Below are 19672 nucleotides of genomic sequence, written 5' to 3' on the forward strand. Positions count from 1 at the left end.
AATATCATAACTAATAAATTATAAAATAACATTGTTTTACAAATGTAAATTACAAATGTAAATCAAGAAAACTGTGTATAATTGAATATCTTTGTAAAAAATATAATTATGTCTGCAGAGTTTAAAATCTTTGATTTAAATGAAAATTTAAGTATCGAAGAAAATTTTAAAAATAGATATGTAAACCCTTCGGAGCTTTCCGATTTTTTAATAAAAAATTATAAAAGCTTACTTACAGAAATTGGAAGATCGGAACTTGATAAACCTATATATAAATTGACCTTAGGAAAAGGACCTAAAAATATATTACTATGGACCCAAATGCACGGGAACGAAACAACGGGAACCTTAAGTTGTCTAGATTTGCTTAAATTTTTTGAAAATGAAAATAATTGCTCACATGAAATTCTCAGCAAGTTTACTCTCGATATTATCTTCATGTTAAATCCGGATGGAGCTGAAATTTGGACACGAAGAAATCGTTTAGGAATTGATATTAATCGGGATTTTTTAGCCGCTTCATCAATAGAAATGCAAGTATTAAAAAAAACTGCAAGTGAAAAAAAATATGATTTAGCGTTCAATCTGCACGATCAAAGAACTATATTCGGAGTAGAAGGAAAAAAAGAACCGGCCACCTTGGCTTTTTTATCGCCATCGGAATCGGTTGATAGAAAGGTGACTGAAACCCGAAAAAAATCAATGGGATTAATAGCTGATATATATAAAGAAATTTCAAAACTTCTACCTAATAAGATATCAAGGTTTACCGATGAATTTTATCCAAGATCAGTCGGTGATAATTTTCAAAAATTAGGGATTCCTACTATACTGTTTGAAGGCGGACATTTTCCCAAAGATTATTATCGTCAAAAAACCAGACGATATTTTACATTATCGTTGATTACAGCTCTATATTATGCTTCTGTTAAGGATGAATGGCAAAAGGGGTATGAATTATATAATGAAATACCTAATAATTCTTTATCATTTTTTGATATTATATATAGAAATGTACGCATACGTGAAGATAAAAAAGAAACAGTTGATATTGGTATACAATATGTGGAAAAGATTACTAAGGGAGAAAATGAACTTTCATTTATTGCCAAGATAGAAGATATTGGAGACCTTTCATTCATGTATGGACATGAAGAAATTGATGCAGAAGAAAGATGTATCGTTTTCGATGACTCTACTATACAGTATCCTAAAATAGGCGTCTTGGCTGATTTTAAATTAGATGAGTGGATTATTGTAAATGGAAAAAAATTGGATTCATTTGTTTAGTAGTTACTTAACATTATATTCAAACATGATAATTTATTTTTAATATTAGCGAAAAAAAATGCTTAATACTTTAAATAATACATTTACCGGCCTTTTAGATAGTAAATCATAATAGTATTATATAGAGTTTACATAGGCTTACACACAGTCTCAAAGATAAATTTAGTAACTTTGCTCGGTTAATTATATATGATAAAGATGACAGAAAACACAGATATATTAGAAACAATTATTATAGGTTCCGGCCCTGCAGGATTTACGGCTGCAATTTATGCTGCCAGAGCCGAAATGAATCCTCTTATGATCACCGGTTTAGAATTAGGAGGACAGCTAACGACTACCACCGAAGTTGAAAATTTTCCCGGATATCCCGACGGGATTACCGGTCCTGAAATGATGATTCAGTTACAAAAACAAGCCGAAAAATTCGGTACACAAGTTATCATCGATACCGTATCAGAGGTTGAATTAGGAAAAAATATAGGAGACATACATATTGTAAAAACTATATCGGGAAAAGAATTTAAAACTAAAACTATTATCATTTCAACGGGTGCAAGTGCAAAATATTTAGGTAAAGATTTTGAAAAAACCTATAGAGGAGGCGGAGTTTCTGCTTGTGCCACTTGTGACGGGTTTTTTTACAGAGGTAAAAATGTGGTAGTTGTAGGAGGCGGAGATACGGCAGCAGAAGAAGCAACGTACTTAGCAAAAATATGTAAGACTGTTTATATGCTTGTACGTAAAGATTATTTAAAAGCTTCTAAAATTATGCAAGAACGTGTAGACCTCACCACTAATATTGTACTTATGTATAATACCGAATTGCAAGATTTAAAAGGCGATAATAACTTGGTTTCTCAAGCCGTGGTTATTGATAATTTAAACAACGAAGAAAAAGTATTGGATGTAGACGGAATATTTATTGCTATCGGACATAAACCCAATACCGAGATATTTAAAGGTAAATTGGAAATGGACGAAACCGGATATTTACATGTTAAGCCATTTAGTACAGAAACAAATATTCCGGGAGTTTTTGCGGCGGGTGATGTTGCCGATAAAAAATATAGACAAGCTATTACTGCCGCAGGAGCAGGTTGTATGGCCGCTTTGGATGCAGAAAAATATGTATCGTCCCTAGATCATCATTAATTTTAAGCAGGTCTTGATGATTGTATGAATTATCCCAGCAAAATATTAGAAAAAGCAGTTGAAGAAATTTCACAACTTCCGGGTATTGGTAGGAGGACGGCCTTACGTCTAGCCTTGCATTTATTGGATATACCTGAAATTCAGGCAGATAATTTATCAAAATCAATTAGTCAGTTAGTACATGAAATAAAGCACTGTAAACTGTGTAACAATCTATCGGATACTGAGATCTGTACCATCTGTGCAAATCCATATCGAAATGAAAAAATTATCTGTGTGGTTGAAGATGTAAGAGATGTAATGGCAATAGAAAGTACCCAACAGTTCAATGGGAAATATCATGTATTGGGGGGAAGAATTTCCCCTATGGAAGGAGTCAGCGCAACCGATTTGTGTATCAATCCGCTAATTGAAAGAGTTAAAGAACAGGGAACAGAGGAAATTATATTTGCATTAAGTGCTACTATAGAAGGAGACACAACCATGTTTTATTTGTATAAAGTATTGAATGATTCTCATATAAAATTCACGGCAATAGCAAGGGGAATAGGAGTCGGTGATGAACTTGAATATACAGATGAGTTAACTTTAATACGTTCCATACAAAATAGAGTACCTTATAAACAAGGAATTAAGTAGTTCTTATAGTAATTAAAAAATAATTAATGAATTTGAAACAACTTTCAATTATTATTGTTAATTATAATGTAAAAGATCTTTTAAAAAATTGCATTCAAAGCTGTTTACAGGCAATAAAAAATATTGATGCTGAAATTATTATTGTAGACAATAATTCCAATGACGGAAGCAAAGAATTTATAACGCGAGTATTTCCTCAAGTTAAATGGATTCAAAACTCGGCAAATTTAGGTTTTTCTAAAGCAAATAATATTGGTGTTTCGTATTCAAAGGGACACTATTTACTAATTCTCAATCCCGATACTATCGTTAAGCCGGATGTTTTTGAAAAAATTATACCTTTTGCCGAACATGCAAAACAATTTGGAGCCTTAGGGGTTCGAATTACCGATGAAAACAACCATTATCGACCGGAATCAAAAAGAAATTATCCGAATCCTAAAAATACATTTGATAAGTTATTCAGCCAATTATTTTTCAGTAAATCAAAAAAATCTAAAGGCTATTATAATACGGAATTGGGTGAATATGATATTGGAAAAGTAGAAATTTTAACAGGATGCTTTTTCTTTACCACTAAAAAAATATATACTGAAGTAGGAGGTTTCGATGAATCTTATTTTATGTACGGTGAAGATATCGATTTAAGTTATACTATTTTAAAAGCCGGTTATCAAAATTATTATTACGGGAAAACTTCTATAATACATTATAAAGGAGCAGCAACTAAAATAGATAAATCGTATTACAAAAATTTCTATAATGCTATGGAAATTTTTGTAAGAAAATATTTTAAAAAGCCTTTTGTAATGTATATTTTCCTATTGTTCGGATTAAAAATAAGATATTATTTAGCTTTATTAATATTTAGCATGCAAAGAAAAAAATAATACAATATTTATAAAATAATGCTCATAAATTTGAATAAATTTATGAGCATTGTTTTTTTATGGAAAGTTACTTATTTTAATCTTTAAAAACTTTTAAATTAGAAGAAAGAATAAAAATACAAATTCCAAAAATACCTATTAAAGCAAATGAAAATCTAAGATTTAGAGCTTCAGATATGTAACCTATGACCGGAGGACCTAATAAAAAACCTATAAATCCTATGCTGGAAACTATAGTCAATGCCATGCCGGTTGGAATTTTAGTTTTCTGTCCTGATAAGCTGTAAATAGTGGGTATTATGCTGGATACCCCTAAACCGATAATCATAAAAGACAAAGTGGTGATAATTAGGTTAGGAAAGGCAACAGAAATAAATAAGCCCAATGATATCAGTATACCACTTATTTGAACTACACGTTTTCTTCCCCATTTTTGTATGGCCTGATCAGCAATAAAACGACCGCTTGCCATCATAATCATAAACGAGGTGAAACCTAAAGGAGCCCAATTTTTGGAAGCTTTAACGATTTCTTCAAAATATATTCCACTCCAATCAAACATGGCACCTTCGGAAGCCATACCACAAAAAGCAGTAATTCCCAAGAGAAATAAAAATTTTTCAGGTTTTTGCTTCCCTTTTGAACTTTTTGTTTCTGAATTTTTATCAGAAATATTTTTTGCGTCTATTTGTAGATATTTGAAATTAAACAAAATAAGTACCCCTACTGTAAAAAGAATAAACAAATAATGTTGAAAAGGCGATAATCCTAAGTTTACCATTACTAAACCTATTAAAGAACCGGTAAATCCGGCTATGCTCCAGCCTCCATGAAAAGAAGACATGATGGATTTTTTGTATAGATTTTCAACAAGTATTCCTTGAGTATTAACGGAAATATTACAAAAATTACCAAAAAAGCCAAACAAAATTAAAGTAAGAATTAACATTAATTCGGTTTGTGAACATCCTATTAATAATAAACTTAAGGCATAGCAAGGCAGAGAAGCTATCAATATTTTTTTACTTCCCATTTTAGATATTAAAAACCCCGATAGGGTCATCCCTAAAATTTGACCAACCGGCAGCATTAATAAAATAGTTCCCCAGGAAGCATCCCCTAATTTCAAAAAGTTTTTAATGTCAGGAATTCTGCTGGCCCAGCTGGAAAAACAGATTCCTTGTGAAAAGTAAAAAGCAAATACCCCCAAACGGATTCTTTTGGGTGATAGATTGTTAGGCTTCGAATCAATAGCGTTAGTCATGAATGAAATTTTGTTTTTTTTTGAATATTAGCTGCAAATTTAATTCGCAAGTTTGTAAAATCATAAAATATTATGTAAAGCTCTTAAATGAGGAGATTTTGTTTTAAATTAAACTAATTAACAAAAATTTAACATTTATATTGTTTCATGGTTCTATAATTTTGTGCTAAATTATAATAGATAAAACAATGAAAAAAGTATTTTTATTTTTAAGTATACTTGCTGCAAGTATGAGCTATTCTCAAAATCATCATTGGGGATATGAAGGAGAATCTTCTCCGGAACATTGGGGAGAATTGGAAGAAGGAAAACAATGTGGTACAGGTAAATTTCAATCGCCAATTAACATTTCAAAATCTAACTATAAAAAAGATTTATCGCCTATACAATTTAATTACGGATCGGGAGAAATCGAGGATATCGAAGACAATGGGCATTCTCTTCAATTTGATTTTAAATCGGGAAGCACTATAACGTACAACAAAAAAGTTTATACCTTAGTTCAATTCCATGCTCATGAAGAATCTGAACATACCATTGATAGAGTGAGATACCCGTTAGAATTACATTTTGTTCATAAAGCAGAAGATGGTTCAGTATTGGTAATTGGTGTTATGGTAAAAGAGGGCAATTTAAATTCTTATTTTGAAAAACTCGAAATTTTTAAAACACTAAAAGGGTTAGGAAAAATTAATACAGTTATAAAATTCAACCCTGAAAATTTATATCCAAAAGATAAATCCTATTACACTTATTTAGGATCTTTGACTACCCCTCCTTGTGCAGAAAATGTAACTTGGATCGTATTTAAAAATCCAATAACTATGAGCGAAGAAGAAATTGATGAAATAAAATATCATTTACCAAAATCAAATAACAGACCTCTTCAACCTTTAAACGGTAGAAAAATATTTAATAATTAAAAAAATATAGTCATATCTTAAATTCCCTGATTATACTTTTAATAATCAGGGAATTTTAATAAAATCATAAAAATTATTTAATACTAATTATATTAATTTCAGTAAATAAATTAAATACGTAATTTTGCACTATGCTAAACGAAATCAGGAAATCCGTAGCTTTTCATACCATAGGATGTAAATTAAATTTTGCTGAATCTTCTACAATTGCCCGACAATTAATAGAAGAAGGATTTGTAAAGGTATCTTTTGAAGAAACAGCAGATGTTTATATTATTAACACATGTTCGGTAACCGATAATGCCGATAAAGAGTGTAAAACTATCGTTAAAAGAGCGTTACATTTAAATCCTGATGCTCTGATTTGTATTATTGGATGTTATGCTCAATTAAAACCGCATGAAATCAGTAAGATTGACGGGGTAGATTTAGTTTTGGGTGCAAAAGAAAAGTTTAATATCCACAAGTATATTATGGATCTTAAAAAAGATTCTGAAGTAAAAGTTCATTCTTGTGAGGTTGATCAAGCTGATTTTTTTGTAGGTTCCTATTCAATTGGAGACAGAACACGTGCTTTTTTAAAAGTACAGGATGGTTGTGATTATAAATGTACGTATTGTACTATTCCTTTAGCAAGAGGAATTTCACGTTCTGCAGAGCTTGAAACCATTATTAAACAAGCCGAAGAAATTTCTGAAAAAGGTATTAAAGAAATTGTACTTACAGGCGTGAATATTGGCGATTATGGAAAAGGCGAGTTTGGAAATAAAAAACATCAACATACTTTTTTAGAATTAATACAGAATTTAGATAGGGTAGAAGCCATAGAACGCATACGAATATCTTCAATTGAACCAAATTTGCTTAAGGATGAGATTATTGATTATGTTGCTGATTCGAAAATTTTCGTTCCTCATTTCCATATTCCTTTACAATCCGGCTGCGATGATTTATTGAAGAAAATGAAGAGAAGATATCTGACTCATTTATACGACGAGAGAATCCATAAGATACATTCTGTAATCAAAGATGCTTGCATAGGAGTTGATGTAATTGTAGGTTTTCCAGGAGAAACGGAAGAAAAATTCTTAGAAACGTATAATTTTTTACAAAATCTGCCGATTAGTTATTTACATGTTTTCACTTATTCGGAGAGGGATAATACAGAAGCTATTCATATGGAAGACAGGGTACCTTATTCTGAGCGTAAGAAAAGGAATAAAATGTTAAAAATCCTGTCTGAAAAAAAACGCCATGCATTTTATGAATCTCAATTAGGCAAAGTTAAAACGGTTCTTTGGGAGCATGAGAACAAAAATGGGATGATGTACGGATATACTGAAAATTATGTACGCGTTAGTCAACCTTATAATCCTAAATTTATTAATCAATTAGAAGAAGTTTACCTGGAAAAACTTGATTCTTTTGGAAATGTGCTGGTAAGATCTACCATTGCAGCTTACTAATCTAAGTATTAAAATTAGTACACATCAACCAATGGATTACGTTTATTTAACTTTACACTCAAATGTTAAGAAATAGAAGTCATTTCTATATCTTCGGATGAATCTTTATATCCTAAGAAATATAAAATTCCATCTAATCCGATGGTAGATAAGGAATGATTCGCATTTTGTTTGACCGTTGGCTTCGCATGAAATGCAATTCCGAGTCCGGCTATGGATAACATAGGTAAATCATTTGCCCCATCGCCAACCGCAACAGTTTGTTGTATATCTATATTTTCAAAAGTTGAAATTAATTTTAAATATTCGGCTTTCTTTTTGCCATCCACAATATCTCCAATGTAATTACCTGTTAACTTTCCATCAATAATTTCCAATTTATTGGCAAATACATAATCAAAACCGAATTTTTCTTTGAGGTAGTCTCCGAAATAGGTAAATCCTCCGGATATAATTGCTGTTTTAAATCCACTTTTCCTTAGAACTCCCATTAATCGTTCGAGACCTTCAGTAATAGGTAAATTTTCTGCTATCTCTTTTAAAACGTTTTCATTCAAGCCTTTTAATAACTTTATTCTTCTTTTAAAACTTTCGGAAAAATCTATTTTTCCGTTCATGGCAGACTCAGTGATGGTTCTAACTTCATTTCCAACTCCGGCTTTTTCTGCAAGTTCATCGATAACTTCAGTTTGAATTAAGGTTGAATCCATATCAAAGCAGATCAAGCGTCTCATTCTTCGGTACCTGTTTTCTTCCTGTAAGGCAATATCAATATTTAAATCGGATGATAAGGATAAGAATTTATTTTGTATTTCTTTTAGGTTAGATAGATTACCTCTTACAGCAAATTCAAAGCAAGTTCGATCAATATTTCGATCTAATGGTATGCGTTGAGTTAAACGTATGATCCGTTCGATATTAAGTTTAAAATCCAATAAAACTTTAGAAACTTCAGAAATTTGGTTAGCACTGATTTCTTTACCTAAAATATTTATTATGTATCTGTTTTTACCCTGAACTTTAACCCAATTGCAGTATTCTTCTTTGGTTAAGGCTGAAAATCTAACATTAATTTCTAATGAATTGGCTTTAAATAAAATTTCTTTTAAAATGTTTCCGGAACTTCCGTTTTCAGACATGAAAATAATAGCTAAAGATAAAGAATGATGTATATTGGCTTGACCAATATCAAGTATTTTTGCATTATATTTTCCTAAGATATGAGTGATTGCTGTTGTTATTCCCGGTTTATCAACTCCTGATATGCTGACTAAAATTATTTCTGATGAATTTTTCATGTGAAAATTAATTTTTTTAAATCATTTAATTATTAATTTAACATTTTCCACAGTTTAATCATTTGTTTTGCTTCTTTCACATCATGAACACGCAAAATCTGAGCACCTTTTTGTAAGGCGTAAAAATTTAATGCGGACGTACCTATCAATGCATCTTCAGCAGAAGTTTCTAAACATTTATAAATCATACTCTTTCTGGAAATTCCTATATATAAGGGAAGATTAAATATTTTGAATTTATCTATATTTTTCAGCAAATCGTAATTTTGTTGTAAAGTCTTACTGAATCCAAATCCCGGATCTAATAAAATATCATTGACTCCAAATTTTCGTAATTCACTAATTTTTTTAGAAAAGTAATAATTTATATCGGTGATTAGATTTTCATAATCTGTATAATTTCCCATAGTTTGAGGAGTTCCTCTCATATGCATTAAAACATAAGGAACGTTGAGTTTTCCCATAGTTTCAAACATTTTATTATCTAAAGTACCTCCCGAAATATCATTTATCATTCCCACTCCTTCATTGACACTTTCAATGGCAACTTTAGACCAAAAGGTATCGATCGATAATTTTACCCGAGGAAATTCTTTTTTAATAGCTTTAATTACAGGAATTACTATGCTTAGTTCTGTTTCATCAGATAAAAAATCGGAATCCGGACGAGTGGATTGTCCGCCAATATCAATGAAATCAGCGCCTTCATCTATTAATTTTTCTGTTTGTTTTAAAGCTTTATCAATAGTGGAATACCTACCACCATCAAAGAAAGAATCCGGAGTAACGTTTATTATTCCTGCTACTTTAGGTTCATTACAATCGACCAAATCACCATTAATATTAATTGTCATATATCGCATTTGAAGCTGTAAATTTAAAAAAATAAATAAAGTTTAAAGTAAATATAGTTACACAGTTTAATAGCATCTGGTTTTATATTAATGAAATTTAGTTGAAAATTATATTTTCAGAAATGTTTTAAAATTGTTTAAAATAAAAATGCTACAGAATTAACTTTCTACTATTCTTTGTTTTTATATTATTTATATTTTTATATTTCAAAATTTATATAATATAGAATTTTTTATCATACATATAATTTTGTTGATGAAAAATGATTTTTATAACAATTCAATGAGTGTAATAAATTATATTGTAACAATTTATTGAATTGTTAGACCAATAAATTTCCAAGATTTAATCTTAAAATAAAGAGAAAGAATGTATCTAATTTTTACCTGTCATGTAACTAATATTATAGTCAATTAATAAACATCTATGAATAAAAAGATATAGTAAGTAAAATTAATTTATTTTTGCGCTCTTAAAACTAGGATTAAATGAAAAAATCTGTGAATAAAAATAATATCATATGGATTGATAATCTTAGGGCTGTTTCGGCAATAGGAATTATTTTATTGCATGTGGCAGCCAGAATGTGCCATCAGTATGGAAGTATTCCAAATAAAAGTTGGTGGATATCAAACTTTTATATTAATATAGCCCGGTTTGGTGTACCGGTTTTTGTTATGATGACCGGTTTATTATCTTTGGGAAAGCAATACACATTTAAACATTTTACCAAAAAATTATCGAGAATATTAATACCTTTTTTATTTTGGAGTCTAATATATATTTTATTTAAATTACTAGGTTTTCATTACAAAGATCATGTGGATCTGGGATTTAGATTTGTTATAGATTATACCTATCTAGAATTGGTTTCGGGAGCGAGTTACCATATGTGGTATATTTATATGATTATAAGAATTTATCTATTATATCCGATTATCAATCAATGGATTTTAGATAGTAATCCAAAACAACAATTATATTTTATAGTTGTTTGTTTTTTAATATTTTTAATTTTCTATACGTTCTTTAGTACCGTTTATTTAGTTAACTATATAAAACTATATTCCGAATTCTTGGGATATTTAGTTTTAGGATATTATTTAATAAGAAGAAAATATGAATATAATGTTAAATATTATGTTTATGTATGTTTAACTATTTATTTATTGTCTTATTTTGGTATTTGCTTTGATACCTATATAACGTCAAAAATGAACAATTTTTATATAGAACAATATAAGCCGTGGGATTTATTTCAAGCTCTTTCTGTTTTTCTACTTTTCTTCTTAGTTCCGGTGTTCAATAAAAAAAGTAAAATATTATCTTTTATAAGTAAATACAGTTACGGAATATACTTAATACATGTGTTAGTTATGGCCTTAGTTGAACAATTGGGACTAAGCGCATTTTCTTTTAATCCTTTATTTTCTATTCCGATTACTACCTTACTCACTTTACTAATATCTATTATCATATTATATACTTTAGACAAGATACCTTTAGGAAAATATATAGTTAAATAGTACATTTGTAGGTATTAATGGAATAATGGAAAAAACATCAGAACAATTTGATTCAGTAATTTCAGTTTGTAAGGAATTATTTATAAAAAAAATGATTGATTACGGATCGGCTTGGAGAATATTACGATTGCCTTCCTTAACAGATCAGATATATATCAAAGCCAATCGAATTAGAACTATTCAGGAAAAAGGAAATCAAAAAATTTCAGAAGGAATCGACGAAGAATTTTTAGCGATAGTTAATTATTCTATTATGGCATTGATTCAATTGGAAAAAGGAATTGCAGAAAATCCTGATTTAAATTTAGAAGAGGCTGTACAGCTTTACGATGAAAAGGTTAGCCAGGCTAAAAACTTAATGATGCGTAAGAACCATGACTATGGAGAAGCTTGGAGAGATCTGAGAATAAGTTCTATTACAGATTTAATTTTGCAAAAATTATTGCGTATAAAACAAATTGAAAACAATGATGGCAAAACATTAGTTTCCGAAGGTTTAGACGCCAATTATTTTGATATTCTAAATTATTCTGTTTTTGCTTTAATTCTTCATCAGGAAATTAATTAATTGTTGTTACATGAAATTTTTAACTCAATTTTTTAGAATACTTGTTGGAGTAGTTTTCATAATTTCCGGTTATGTTAAAACTAATGATCCCATTGGATTTTCATATAAATTGGAAGAATATTTTGGAGAAAGTGTGTTTAATATGCCGAGCTTACATCATTTAGCACTTCCGTTGTCTATTTTTTTTGTGGTTTTTGAAGTCATGTTGGGTGTATTTCTTTTATTGGGAATTTGGAAAAAATTTACACTTTCTTCTTTGTTATTATTAATAATTTTTTTTTCATTTTTAACTTTTTATTCTGCATATTTCCACAAAGTAACTGATTGCGGTTGTTTTGGAGATGCGCTTAAATTAACGCCGTGGACTTCATTTGGAAAAGATATTGTCCTTTTCGTAATGATTTTAATCTTAGTTTTCGGTTCAAAATACATCCGTTCTGTATTTTCTGTAAAAATTAATTGGATAATCATAAGTGTTTCTTTTGCTATCTGCTTATGGGCTGTTTATCAAGGGATTGCCCATTTACCCATAATTGATTTTAGACCTTATGCTGTGGGAAAAAATCTTAAAGCAGGTATGAATGACGGTGAACCGGAGCAAAATATAATTATATATACACTCAAGAATACATCCAATAATGAGATTAAAAAAATGAATTCCGAGGAATATATCAGTTCCGGAATTTGGAAAGACACCCTTACGTGGAAGATCAACGATACTTCGGTTAAAATTTTAAAAGAGGCAAAATTGCCTTCTGTTCATGATTTTACAGTAGAATGTTTAGGAAATGATATAACGCAAGATATTTTGGATCAAGAAAAAATAGTAATAATTACTGTGCCATTTGCAAAAAGACTTAGTATTATTGAACGAGCTAAATTGAGAAAAATCACTTTTCAATTTAAGGAGAAAAAACTTAATTTTGTTATTTTAACGAATGATCCACAATATTTGAATCCTTTATCTTCATGCATTACAGATCAAACAACATTAAAAACAATTAATAGAAGCAATCCCGGGGTATTAATATTAAAAAGAGGAATAGTTGTTGCCAAATACAATGGCAATGATTTTCCAACCGTGAATGAAATAGAAAAATTATAAACTTAATAAACATACATATGAGAAAAAAAATTGTAGCCGGAAATTGGAAAATGAATAAAACATTGCCTGAAGCTAAAGCTTTATTAGCAGAAATTGACTCATTTATTCAATCTAATTCACCTAAATGTGAAGTTGTTGTAGGTATACCATTTATATATTTAGAAAATGCCAAAGCTAATCATAAAAATGTACAAGTTTTTTCTGAAGATATTTCCGAACACAAGTCGGGAGCATATACAGGAGAAATTTCCGCAGAAATGCTTACCTCTATTCAGGTAGACGGTTCAATCATTGGCCATTCTGAAAGAAGACAATATCATAAAGAAACAGATGAACAAATAGGAGCTAAAGTTAAAATAGCTTTAGATAATGGTTTAACCCCTATTTTTTGTAATGGAGAATTATTAGAAGAAAGAAAAGCAGGTAAACATTTTGAAGTAGTTAAAAGACAAACCGAAATTGCTTTATTTAACTTATCAGCTGAAGAAATCGTTAAAGTAGTAATTGCCTATGAACCGGTTTGGGCTATTGGTACCGGCGAAACAGCTACACCGGAACAAGCGCAAGAAATACATGCATATATCCGTTCATTAATTGCTGATAAATATGGAAAAGAAGTAGCTGATTCAGTATCCATTCTATATGGAGGAAGTGTGAAACCGGATAATGCTAAAGAAATTTTCTCAAAACCGGATGTTGACGGTGGATTAATCGGAGGGGCTTCTTTAAATGTAAAAGATTTTGGATCATTAATCAATACGTACAAAGAAATTTAATTACATTATAAAATAAGTTTTAGAAAAACAGATTCAGTTATTTGAATCTGTTTTTTTATTTGGTTTTAATGAGTATGAAATACCCTAAATACTAGTAAATATCAATATTTTTACGTATATTTGTAAGCATTTCTTGAAATAAATTAACGATTAAAAAATGAGTGAACAAAAATATACTGCAGATAGTATTCAAGCGCTTGAAGGAATTGAACATGTACGTATGCGTCCCTCCATGTATATTGGGGATGTGGGAGTTAGAGGATTACATCATTTAGTATATGAGGTAGTTGACAATTCCATTGATGAGGCTTTAGCCGGGTATTGCGATACTATTAATGTAAGTATAGGAAAAGATAATTCTATAACGGTAAAAGATAACGGTCGAGGTATTCCTGTAGATACCAATAAGCAGACGGGATTGTCTGCTTTAGAATTGGTTATGACTAAAATTGGAGCAGGAGGGAAATTTGATAAAGATTCATATAAAGTTTCCGGAGGATTGCATGGAGTGGGAGTGTCCTGTGTAAATGCATTATCTACTGAATTGATTGCTACCGTTAACAGAGACGGTAAACAATACCAGCAAAAATACTCTAAAGGGGTTGCATTATCTTCTGTTGAAATTGTTGGGGTTTCCACCCATACAGGAACTACAGTAACATTTATTCCCGACAGTTCAATTTTTACCGAAACTATTTATAATTACGATACATTAGCCACTCGTCTTCGTGAACTTTCATTTTTGAACAAAGGAATTACTATTACTTTATCAGATGAACGTGAAGTAGATGAAGAAGGCAACATTAGATCGGAAGAATTTTATTCTGAAAGAGGATTAGAAGAATTTGTCGAATTTATAGATGAGAACAGAGAACCCTTAATGGATGAAATCATCCATATGGAGGGAGAGATTGATGAAATACCGGTTGAAGTTGCGATGAGATACAATACTTCCTATACGGAAAATATTCATTCATATGTAAATAATATCAACACACATGAAGGGGGAACGCATTTAACCGGGTTTAGAAGGGCGTTAACCAGAACCTTGAAAAAATATGCCGATGAAAATATTAATTTGGCTAAAGAAAAGGTTGAAATTACCGGTGACGATTTTCGTGAAGGTTTGACTGCTGTTGTTTCCGTTAAAGTCATGGAACCTCAGTTTGAAGGACAAACTAAAACTAAATTAGGTAATTCGGAAGTTAGTTCTGCTGTAGATAAAATAGTTGCAGAAATGTTAACTAATTATCTGGAAGAACATCCTAATGAAGCAAAACAAATTGTTCAAAAAGTTCTTCTTGCAGCAAAAGCGCGACAAGCGGCTAAAAAAGCAAGAGAACTCGTACAAAGAAAATCTCCATTAGGAGGAAGCGGATTGCCGGGAAAATTAGCTGATTGTTCTTCACGTAAAGCAGAGGAAAGTGAGTTATTCCTAGTCGAAGGAGATTCAGCAGGGGGAACAGCCAAACAAGGTAGAGACAGAAACTTCCAAGCCATCCTTCCATTGAGAGGTAAAATACTTAATGTAGAAAAAGCTGTTAGCTATAAAGTATTTGAAAGTGATGAAATAAAAAATATTTATACCGCCTTAGGGGTATCTGTTGGTACAGAAGAAGATTCCAAAGAATTAAACCTTTCTAAGCTAAGATATCATAAAGTGGTAATTATGACCGATGCGGATGTAGACGGTTCTCACATTACAACTTTAATATTAACCTTTTTCTTCCGTTACATGAAAGAAATGATTGAAAAAGGATATATTTATATTGCAACCCCTCCTTTATATTTATTGAAAAAAGGAAATAAAGAATATTATGCCTGGGATGATAAACATAGAGAGGAAATAGCTTCACAATTAGGTAATGCTCAAGGTAAAGGTTTTACCGTTCAAAGGTATAAAGGTTTAGGAGAAATGAATGCTGAACAGCTTTGGGATACGACTATGAATCCTGAAAAAAGAACGTTGAGACAAGTTACTATCAATAATGCATCTGAGGCAGATCGTATATTCTCCATGTTAATGGGAGATGATGTACCGCCTCGTAGAGAATTTATTGAAAAAAATGCTGTTTATGCAAATATTGATGCTTAAAATATTTTAACATTTATATATAATAAAAAAGCCTATTTTTATTAAATAGGCTTTTTTTATTGATGAGATTTAATTTAAACTTGATACACTTCAGAATGAATTAACTTTATAACATTTATTTCTTTTTTATCTAGTTGTATTTCACGAAGAGACATTAATTTCATTGGGTAACTTTTGTCATCCTGATGATAGGATGGTTGTTTATATTCAATTTCATTCCATAATTTGAAACCTAACCGTTCATAAAAATTAATTCGACGTATATCCCAATGTGAAGTTGGAGGTTCCACTTCAAGTACAATAGGTTGTGAAATTTTTTCTATGAATAGTTGCATAATCTTGCTTCCATATCCTTTCTGTCTATAAACAGAAGAAATCGCAAAATGTTCAATAAATGTAAAAGTATTTAATTTCCAGTAAGTAATGAAACCGATTCTTTCGTTGTCTTTTATACATAATAAGATTTTAAATTTATCTTTATAATCTTCATAAAGTTTAAACATTTGATCCGTAGGCCTCCTTTCTTCAACAGGAAAAGATTTTATATAATTATTTTCGACAAATGTAATTTCATTTTGATCTAAAAGATTTAATTTTTCAAGTTTCATATTAATTTATGGAATTTTATTTAAAATTGAGAGTAAATACTTTTATTAAAAAATTGAATATAATTTATTTCAAAATAATCAAATATATTAATGATTATCAAAATAATCTGAAGAATGATAATCTTTTTCTTGATCAGTTGTATTTAAATTTTCATTGTTATCAGTACTAATGGTTGTAGAATTAATATAATTAGTATTCGGTTCACTTTCAGTTGAAATATTATTTTCACTCTGATCATCAATAGAAACTTTTCCTTCAAGAGTGTCTAATTTGTTTTGGAAACCTTGAATGACCAATGTTTGAGAATTTAATTCTTGATCAATGTCTTTATTACGGTTTTTTAAAGTTTGTAACTCCGCTTCATTTAAAATTATCCTTTCTTTAATTTTAGTTAGATTATCTTGTTCTTTGTCGGAAATTTTGGAGTTGGCTTTTAAGTCAATTTTATTGTAATCGTCACGAATAATTTTTTCTAAATATAAAATTCTATCGGAATTACGAACTTTTTCTTTAGTAAGCTTTATGGTAAAACTTTTCGCATTCGTTAAATCATCAATTGCACAAGATTTTTGAATGTCTAACTTAAAATCTTCAAGAATTGGGATTGCTAATTCTTTTTCAGTAGTATTTGAATTGATGAAAATATTGGATAAATTATGAAAAGAAGTGAATATTGTCATACTTTTATCATCATTATATTCATATGCAAAATTTCCTAACCAGCTTTCACCATTTGTTGAAAATTTAATATCCGAACCATACACTTTATTAACAATTCCACCTTTCACTTTACCTCCTTGTTTTTTGATAAAATTCTTCCAAGTATTTACTAGGACTTCCTTATTACAAATTGGTAATGTAAAACTTAAGGATTCCATAATCTTGTTTTTTTCTGTATATGAAGATTCTTCAATAGTTTGAGAATGTGCAAAAGCACAGATAAAACTTAAAAGTATAATAGGTGTTTTATTCATCGTTTTAAAGATTTAAGATAATGGGCTGCAATTTCCTCACCCGAACTTACTGATTTTATAGCCCATTTTATTTTTAAATTAAGTTTTTGAATTTCAGTTAACTGCCAATTTAAATGACTATCTTCCAATTTCTTTCTCATTTCATAAAAACATATTCCGGCTGCTACAGAAACATTAAGACTTTCTGTAAAACCTAACATTGGAATTTTAATACACGCATCAGCATAATTTAAAGTTTCTTCATTTATACCTTTAAATTCAGTACCGAAAATTAAAGCTGTTGGCTGAGTTAGTTGAAAATCATAAATATCTATAGCATTTTTTTCAGGAGAAACTGCTACCAATTGATACCCATTTTCTTTAATCTCTTTTAAAGATTCCAGATTTGAAGACTTATAAGATATATCAATCCATTTATCGGCTCCTCTTGCAACAGTACTTTCCGGCTTAAATTCATTTCTGTTTTCCAGGGCTATTAATGATTGAAACCCAAAAGCTTCCATACTTCTAACTATGGCACCGGCATTACGATATTGATACAGATCTTCAAGTATGGGAAGTACATAATTTGATCTGTAATTAACTAAATTTTCTATTTTTTCAAATTTTTCTTTTGATATAAAATCTGTTAAATAGTTATATAAATCCAAATTATTCAAAAATTCTTTTGAAATCATGTTTCAAAAATAACAATTAAAGCTGTTAATATTTTCATAAATTGCAATTTAAAACCGAGAAATATAAATGAAACGTAAGATTTTATTAATTTATACAGGAGGAACTATAGGAATGATCAAAGAGTATAGCACAGGTACATTAAAACCTTTTGATTTTAATGCGCTATTAAAGCATATACCCGAGATAGAACTAATTGATGCAGATATAGATATCAACGTATTTGAAAAACCTATTGATTCTTCAGACATAGATATTCATGATTGGATTATATTAGGCAATATACTTGAAAATTCTTATTTCAAATATGACGGATTTGTAATATTGCACGGTACGGATACGATGTCCTATACTGCTTCTATGATGAGTTTTATGTTACAAGGATTGAAAAAACCTGTAGTATTTACGGGATCTCAATTGCCAATTGGTGAATTGCGAACAGATGCCAAAGAAAATTTGATAACTTCAATTTATTACGCTTCTTTATATGAGAATGATAAGCCTGTTATCAACGAAGTGTGTATTTATTTTGAATATAAATTATATAGAGCAAACAGAACAACCAAATTCTCAGCAGAACATTTTGATGCTTATATTTCCCCCAATTATCCTAAGTTAGGAGAGTCCGGCGTCAATCTTGGAGTTTTTAAAGAATATCTTTTAAAACCTAGTCATACAGATTTTAAGGTAAATAAAAATCTGGTTAATAAAATTGATATATTCACATTTTTTCCGGGAAAAAATAAGTATTTATTAGATCGAATAGTTTCAGACAGTGATTTAGAGGGCATTATCTTAAGAACCTTCGGTTCGGGAAATATACCTTCCGACAAAGAAACCTTAAGAGCCTTACATAAAGCCAAGGAGTTAGGAAAAGAAATTATAGTTATTACACAGTGTGTAAGAGGAAATGTAAATTTTGGGAAATATCATAATAGCCTCATATTTAAATATTTAGGCGTAATATGTGGATATGATATAACAGTAGAAGCTGCCACAACTAAGCTAATGCATTTACTCGGACAAAATTTAAAAGGTAAAATACTCAAAAAACAGTTTGAGGAAAATTTATCCGGTGAAATAACTTAAAAATATAAATAAATTGTGAATATATTAATATATTTTAAATTAATAGGAAGTAACAAATTTAAGCATTTTAACAAAGCAATAAAATAAAGTTAAAGCTACAAATAATAAAGAATTTTCCAAATTAAGTAATGAAATAAACCGTTTAAATTTCATGGCGTATGCTTTTCTTAGTGTTAATTTCTGCAAATATATAAATTTTTACATAATTAAAATATAAGTTCAACTCTTTTTTAGATTGAGAATATCTATTTTTATTAGGAATTGTAAAAAAATATATCACTCAATTTTAATATAAATTATATTTAAAATTTAACAATATTAATAATAATAATTTTGATGTATATATTTATTTATAAACAATAATTTTCTCATAAAATAAATATATATTTAAAATAAATTATATAAAAAATATTTTAAAATAATATTTTTATAATAAAAAAATATTTTATAAATTTAATTATAATATGAAAATTAT

General features: G+C 29.5%; 18 protein-coding genes. 12 read left to right on the plus strand and 6 right to left on the minus strand.

Annotated elements, in window-relative coordinates; all coding sequences use genetic code 11:
- Positions 1-108 precede the first annotated feature (108 nt).
- The 4 genes from GFV00_RS00880 to GFV00_RS00895 all read left to right on the plus strand — a co-directional run bounded on the left by GFV00_RS00880 (position 109) and on the right by GFV00_RS00895 (position 3974).
- Positions 109-1290 (plus strand): M14 family zinc carboxypeptidase, encoded by a 1182-nt coding sequence (locus GFV00_RS00880; RefSeq protein WP_160556692.1) that lies wholly within the window; start codon positions 109-111, stop codon positions 1288-1290.
- Between the two features lie 198 nt (positions 1291-1488).
- Positions 1489-2445 (plus strand): thioredoxin-disulfide reductase, encoded by a 957-nt coding sequence (gene trxB / locus GFV00_RS00885; RefSeq protein WP_160556691.1) that lies wholly within the window; start codon positions 1489-1491, stop codon positions 2443-2445.
- Between the two features lie 24 nt (positions 2446-2469).
- Positions 2470-3084 (plus strand): recombination mediator RecR, encoded by a 615-nt coding sequence (recR, locus tag GFV00_RS00890; protein ID WP_160556690.1) that lies wholly within the window; start codon positions 2470-2472, stop codon positions 3082-3084.
- A gap of 26 nt (positions 3085-3110) precedes the next feature.
- Positions 3111-3974, plus strand: coding sequence for a glycosyltransferase family 2 protein (locus tag GFV00_RS00895; RefSeq protein WP_160556689.1), 864 nt, complete (start codon positions 3111-3113; stop codon positions 3972-3974).
- A 76-nt stretch (positions 3975-4050) separates the two neighbouring features.
- Here GFV00_RS00895 and GFV00_RS00900 read toward each other — a convergent pair whose 3' ends face one another.
- Positions 4051-5238: an MFS transporter gene (locus GFV00_RS00900; protein ID WP_160556688.1), complete on the minus strand. Its 1188-nt coding sequence runs from the start codon at positions 5236-5238 to the stop codon at positions 4051-4053.
- 188 nt (positions 5239-5426) lie between these two features.
- On the opposite strand from GFV00_RS00900, the gene GFV00_RS00905 reads away from it, so the two are divergent.
- Both GFV00_RS00905 and mtaB read left to right on the plus strand, forming a co-directional pair.
- Positions 5427-6161 (plus strand): carbonic anhydrase, encoded by a 735-nt coding sequence (locus tag GFV00_RS00905; protein WP_160543249.1) that lies wholly within the window; start codon positions 5427-5429, stop codon positions 6159-6161.
- Positions 6162-6292: 131 nt separating this feature from the next.
- Positions 6293-7627 (plus strand): tRNA (N(6)-L-threonylcarbamoyladenosine(37)-C(2))-methylthiotransferase MtaB, encoded by a 1335-nt coding sequence (mtaB, locus tag GFV00_RS00910; protein ID WP_160556687.1) that lies wholly within the window; start codon positions 6293-6295, stop codon positions 7625-7627.
- 65 nt (positions 7628-7692) lie between these two features.
- Here the strand turns inward: mtaB and serB are convergent, their stop codons facing one another.
- Positions 7693-8925 carry a phosphoserine phosphatase SerB gene (serB, locus tag GFV00_RS00915; protein WP_160556686.1) on the minus strand — a complete coding sequence of 411 codons (1233 nt, stop codon included), beginning with the start codon at positions 8923-8925 and terminating at the stop codon, positions 7693-7695.
- Positions 8926-8957: 32 nt separating this feature from the next.
- A complete protein-coding gene (gene folP / locus GFV00_RS00920; RefSeq protein WP_160556685.1) occupies positions 8958-9779 on the minus strand; it encodes a dihydropteroate synthase in 822 nt (273 codons plus the stop codon).
- A 489-nt stretch (positions 9780-10268) separates the two neighbouring features.
- Here folP and GFV00_RS00925 point away from each other — a divergent pair, with 489 nt between their 5' ends.
- The 5 genes from GFV00_RS00925 (at position 10269) to gyrB (ending at position 15850) form a co-directional block, all read left to right on the plus strand.
- Entirely contained in the window at positions 10269-11306 is a 1038-nt protein-coding gene (locus tag GFV00_RS00925; RefSeq protein WP_160556684.1) for an acyltransferase, read from the plus strand.
- 25 nt (positions 11307-11331) lie between these two features.
- Positions 11332-11874 (plus strand): DUF1599 domain-containing protein, encoded by a 543-nt coding sequence (locus GFV00_RS00930; RefSeq protein ID WP_160556683.1) that lies wholly within the window; start codon positions 11332-11334, stop codon positions 11872-11874.
- Between the two features lie 10 nt (positions 11875-11884).
- Positions 11885-12979, plus strand: coding sequence for a BT_3928 family protein (locus GFV00_RS00935; protein ID WP_160556682.1), 1095 nt, complete (start codon positions 11885-11887; stop codon positions 12977-12979).
- A gap of 17 nt (positions 12980-12996) precedes the next feature.
- Positions 12997-13755, plus strand: a complete 759-nt coding sequence (gene tpiA, locus GFV00_RS00940; protein ID WP_160556681.1) for a triose-phosphate isomerase — start codon at positions 12997-12999, stop codon at positions 13753-13755.
- 157 nt (positions 13756-13912) lie between these two features.
- The gene (gyrB, locus tag GFV00_RS00945; protein ID WP_160556680.1) at positions 13913-15850 is read left to right on the plus strand and encodes a DNA topoisomerase (ATP-hydrolyzing) subunit B; all 1938 of its coding nucleotides are present in this window, start codon (positions 13913-13915) and stop codon (positions 15848-15850) included.
- A 74-nt stretch (positions 15851-15924) separates the two neighbouring features.
- On the opposite strand, the gene GFV00_RS00950 is transcribed toward gyrB, so the two are convergent.
- The 3 genes from GFV00_RS00950 to GFV00_RS00960 all read right to left on the minus strand — a co-directional run bounded on the left by GFV00_RS00950 (position 15925) and on the right by GFV00_RS00960 (position 18110).
- Complete coding sequence (locus tag GFV00_RS00950; protein ID WP_160556679.1) at positions 15925-16458, minus strand: GNAT family N-acetyltransferase; 534 nt, start codon at positions 16456-16458, stop codon at positions 15925-15927.
- An 87-nt stretch (positions 16459-16545) separates the two neighbouring features.
- Entirely contained in the window at positions 16546-17433 is an 888-nt protein-coding gene (locus GFV00_RS00955; protein WP_160556678.1) for a hypothetical protein, read from the minus strand.
- On the minus strand, positions 17430-18110 hold the full coding sequence (locus tag GFV00_RS00960) for an RNA methyltransferase (protein ID WP_160556677.1): 681 nt from the start codon (positions 18108-18110) through the stop codon (positions 17430-17432). The genes GFV00_RS00955 and GFV00_RS00960 overlap by 4 nt, the downstream gene beginning before the upstream one ends.
- A gap of 67 nt (positions 18111-18177) precedes the next feature.
- Here GFV00_RS00960 and GFV00_RS00965 point away from each other — a divergent pair, with 67 nt between their 5' ends.
- Positions 18178-19197, plus strand: coding sequence for an asparaginase (locus tag GFV00_RS00965; protein ID WP_160556676.1), 1020 nt, complete (start codon positions 18178-18180; stop codon positions 19195-19197).
- Positions 19198-19672: the final 475 nt, after the last annotated feature.

Origin of the sequence: Apibacter sp. B3935 (genome assembly GCF_009827705.1) — a bacterium.
In the GTDB taxonomy this organism is placed as follows: Bacteria; Bacteroidota; Bacteroidia; order Flavobacteriales; family Weeksellaceae; genus Apibacter.

Bases quoted from the DNA above. Each gene is read 5' to 3' on its own strand.
- folP (WP_160556685.1), bottom strand. From the start codon at position 9,779: ATGACAATTAATATTAATGGTGATTTGGTCGATTGTAATGAACCTAAA.
- recR (WP_160556690.1), top strand. From the start codon at position 2,470: ATGAATTATCCCAGCAAAATATTAGAAAAAGCAGTTGAAGAAATTTCA.
- serB (WP_160556686.1), bottom strand. From the start codon at position 8,925: ATGAAAAATTCATCAGAAATAATTTTAGTCAGCATATCAGGAGTTGAT.
- mtaB (WP_160556687.1), top strand. From the start codon at position 6,293: ATGCTAAACGAAATCAGGAAATCCGTAGCTTTTCATACCATAGGATGT.
- GFV00_RS00895 (WP_160556689.1), top strand. From the start codon at position 3,111: ATGAATTTGAAACAACTTTCAATTATTATTGTTAATTATAATGTAAAA.
- GFV00_RS00960 (WP_160556677.1), bottom strand. From the start codon at position 18,110: ATGATTTCAAAAGAATTTTTGAATAATTTGGATTTATATAACTATTTA.
- tpiA (WP_160556681.1), top strand. From the start codon at position 12,997: ATGAGAAAAAAAATTGTAGCCGGAAATTGGAAAATGAATAAAACATTG.
- GFV00_RS00930 (WP_160556683.1), top strand. From the start codon at position 11,332: ATGGAAAAAACATCAGAACAATTTGATTCAGTAATTTCAGTTTGTAAG.
- trxB (WP_160556691.1), top strand. From the start codon at position 1,489: ATGACAGAAAACACAGATATATTAGAAACAATTATTATAGGTTCCGGC.
- GFV00_RS00880 (WP_160556692.1), top strand. From the start codon at position 109: ATGTCTGCAGAGTTTAAAATCTTTGATTTAAATGAAAATTTAAGTATC.
- GFV00_RS00900 (WP_160556688.1), bottom strand. From the start codon at position 5,238: ATGACTAACGCTATTGATTCGAAGCCTAACAATCTATCACCCAAAAGA.
- GFV00_RS00925 (WP_160556684.1), top strand. From the start codon at position 10,269: ATGAAAAAATCTGTGAATAAAAATAATATCATATGGATTGATAATCTT.
- GFV00_RS00965 (WP_160556676.1), top strand. From the start codon at position 18,178: ATGAAACGTAAGATTTTATTAATTTATACAGGAGGAACTATAGGAATG.
- GFV00_RS00935 (WP_160556682.1), top strand. From the start codon at position 11,885: ATGAAATTTTTAACTCAATTTTTTAGAATACTTGTTGGAGTAGTTTTC.
- GFV00_RS00955 (WP_160556678.1), bottom strand. From the start codon at position 17,433: ATGAATAAAACACCTATTATACTTTTAAGTTTTATCTGTGCTTTTGCA.
- GFV00_RS00950 (WP_160556679.1), bottom strand. From the start codon at position 16,458: ATGAAACTTGAAAAATTAAATCTTTTAGATCAAAATGAAATTACATTT.
- GFV00_RS00905 (WP_160543249.1), top strand. From the start codon at position 5,427: ATGAAAAAAGTATTTTTATTTTTAAGTATACTTGCTGCAAGTATGAGC.
- gyrB (WP_160556680.1), top strand. From the start codon at position 13,913: ATGAGTGAACAAAAATATACTGCAGATAGTATTCAAGCGCTTGAAGGA.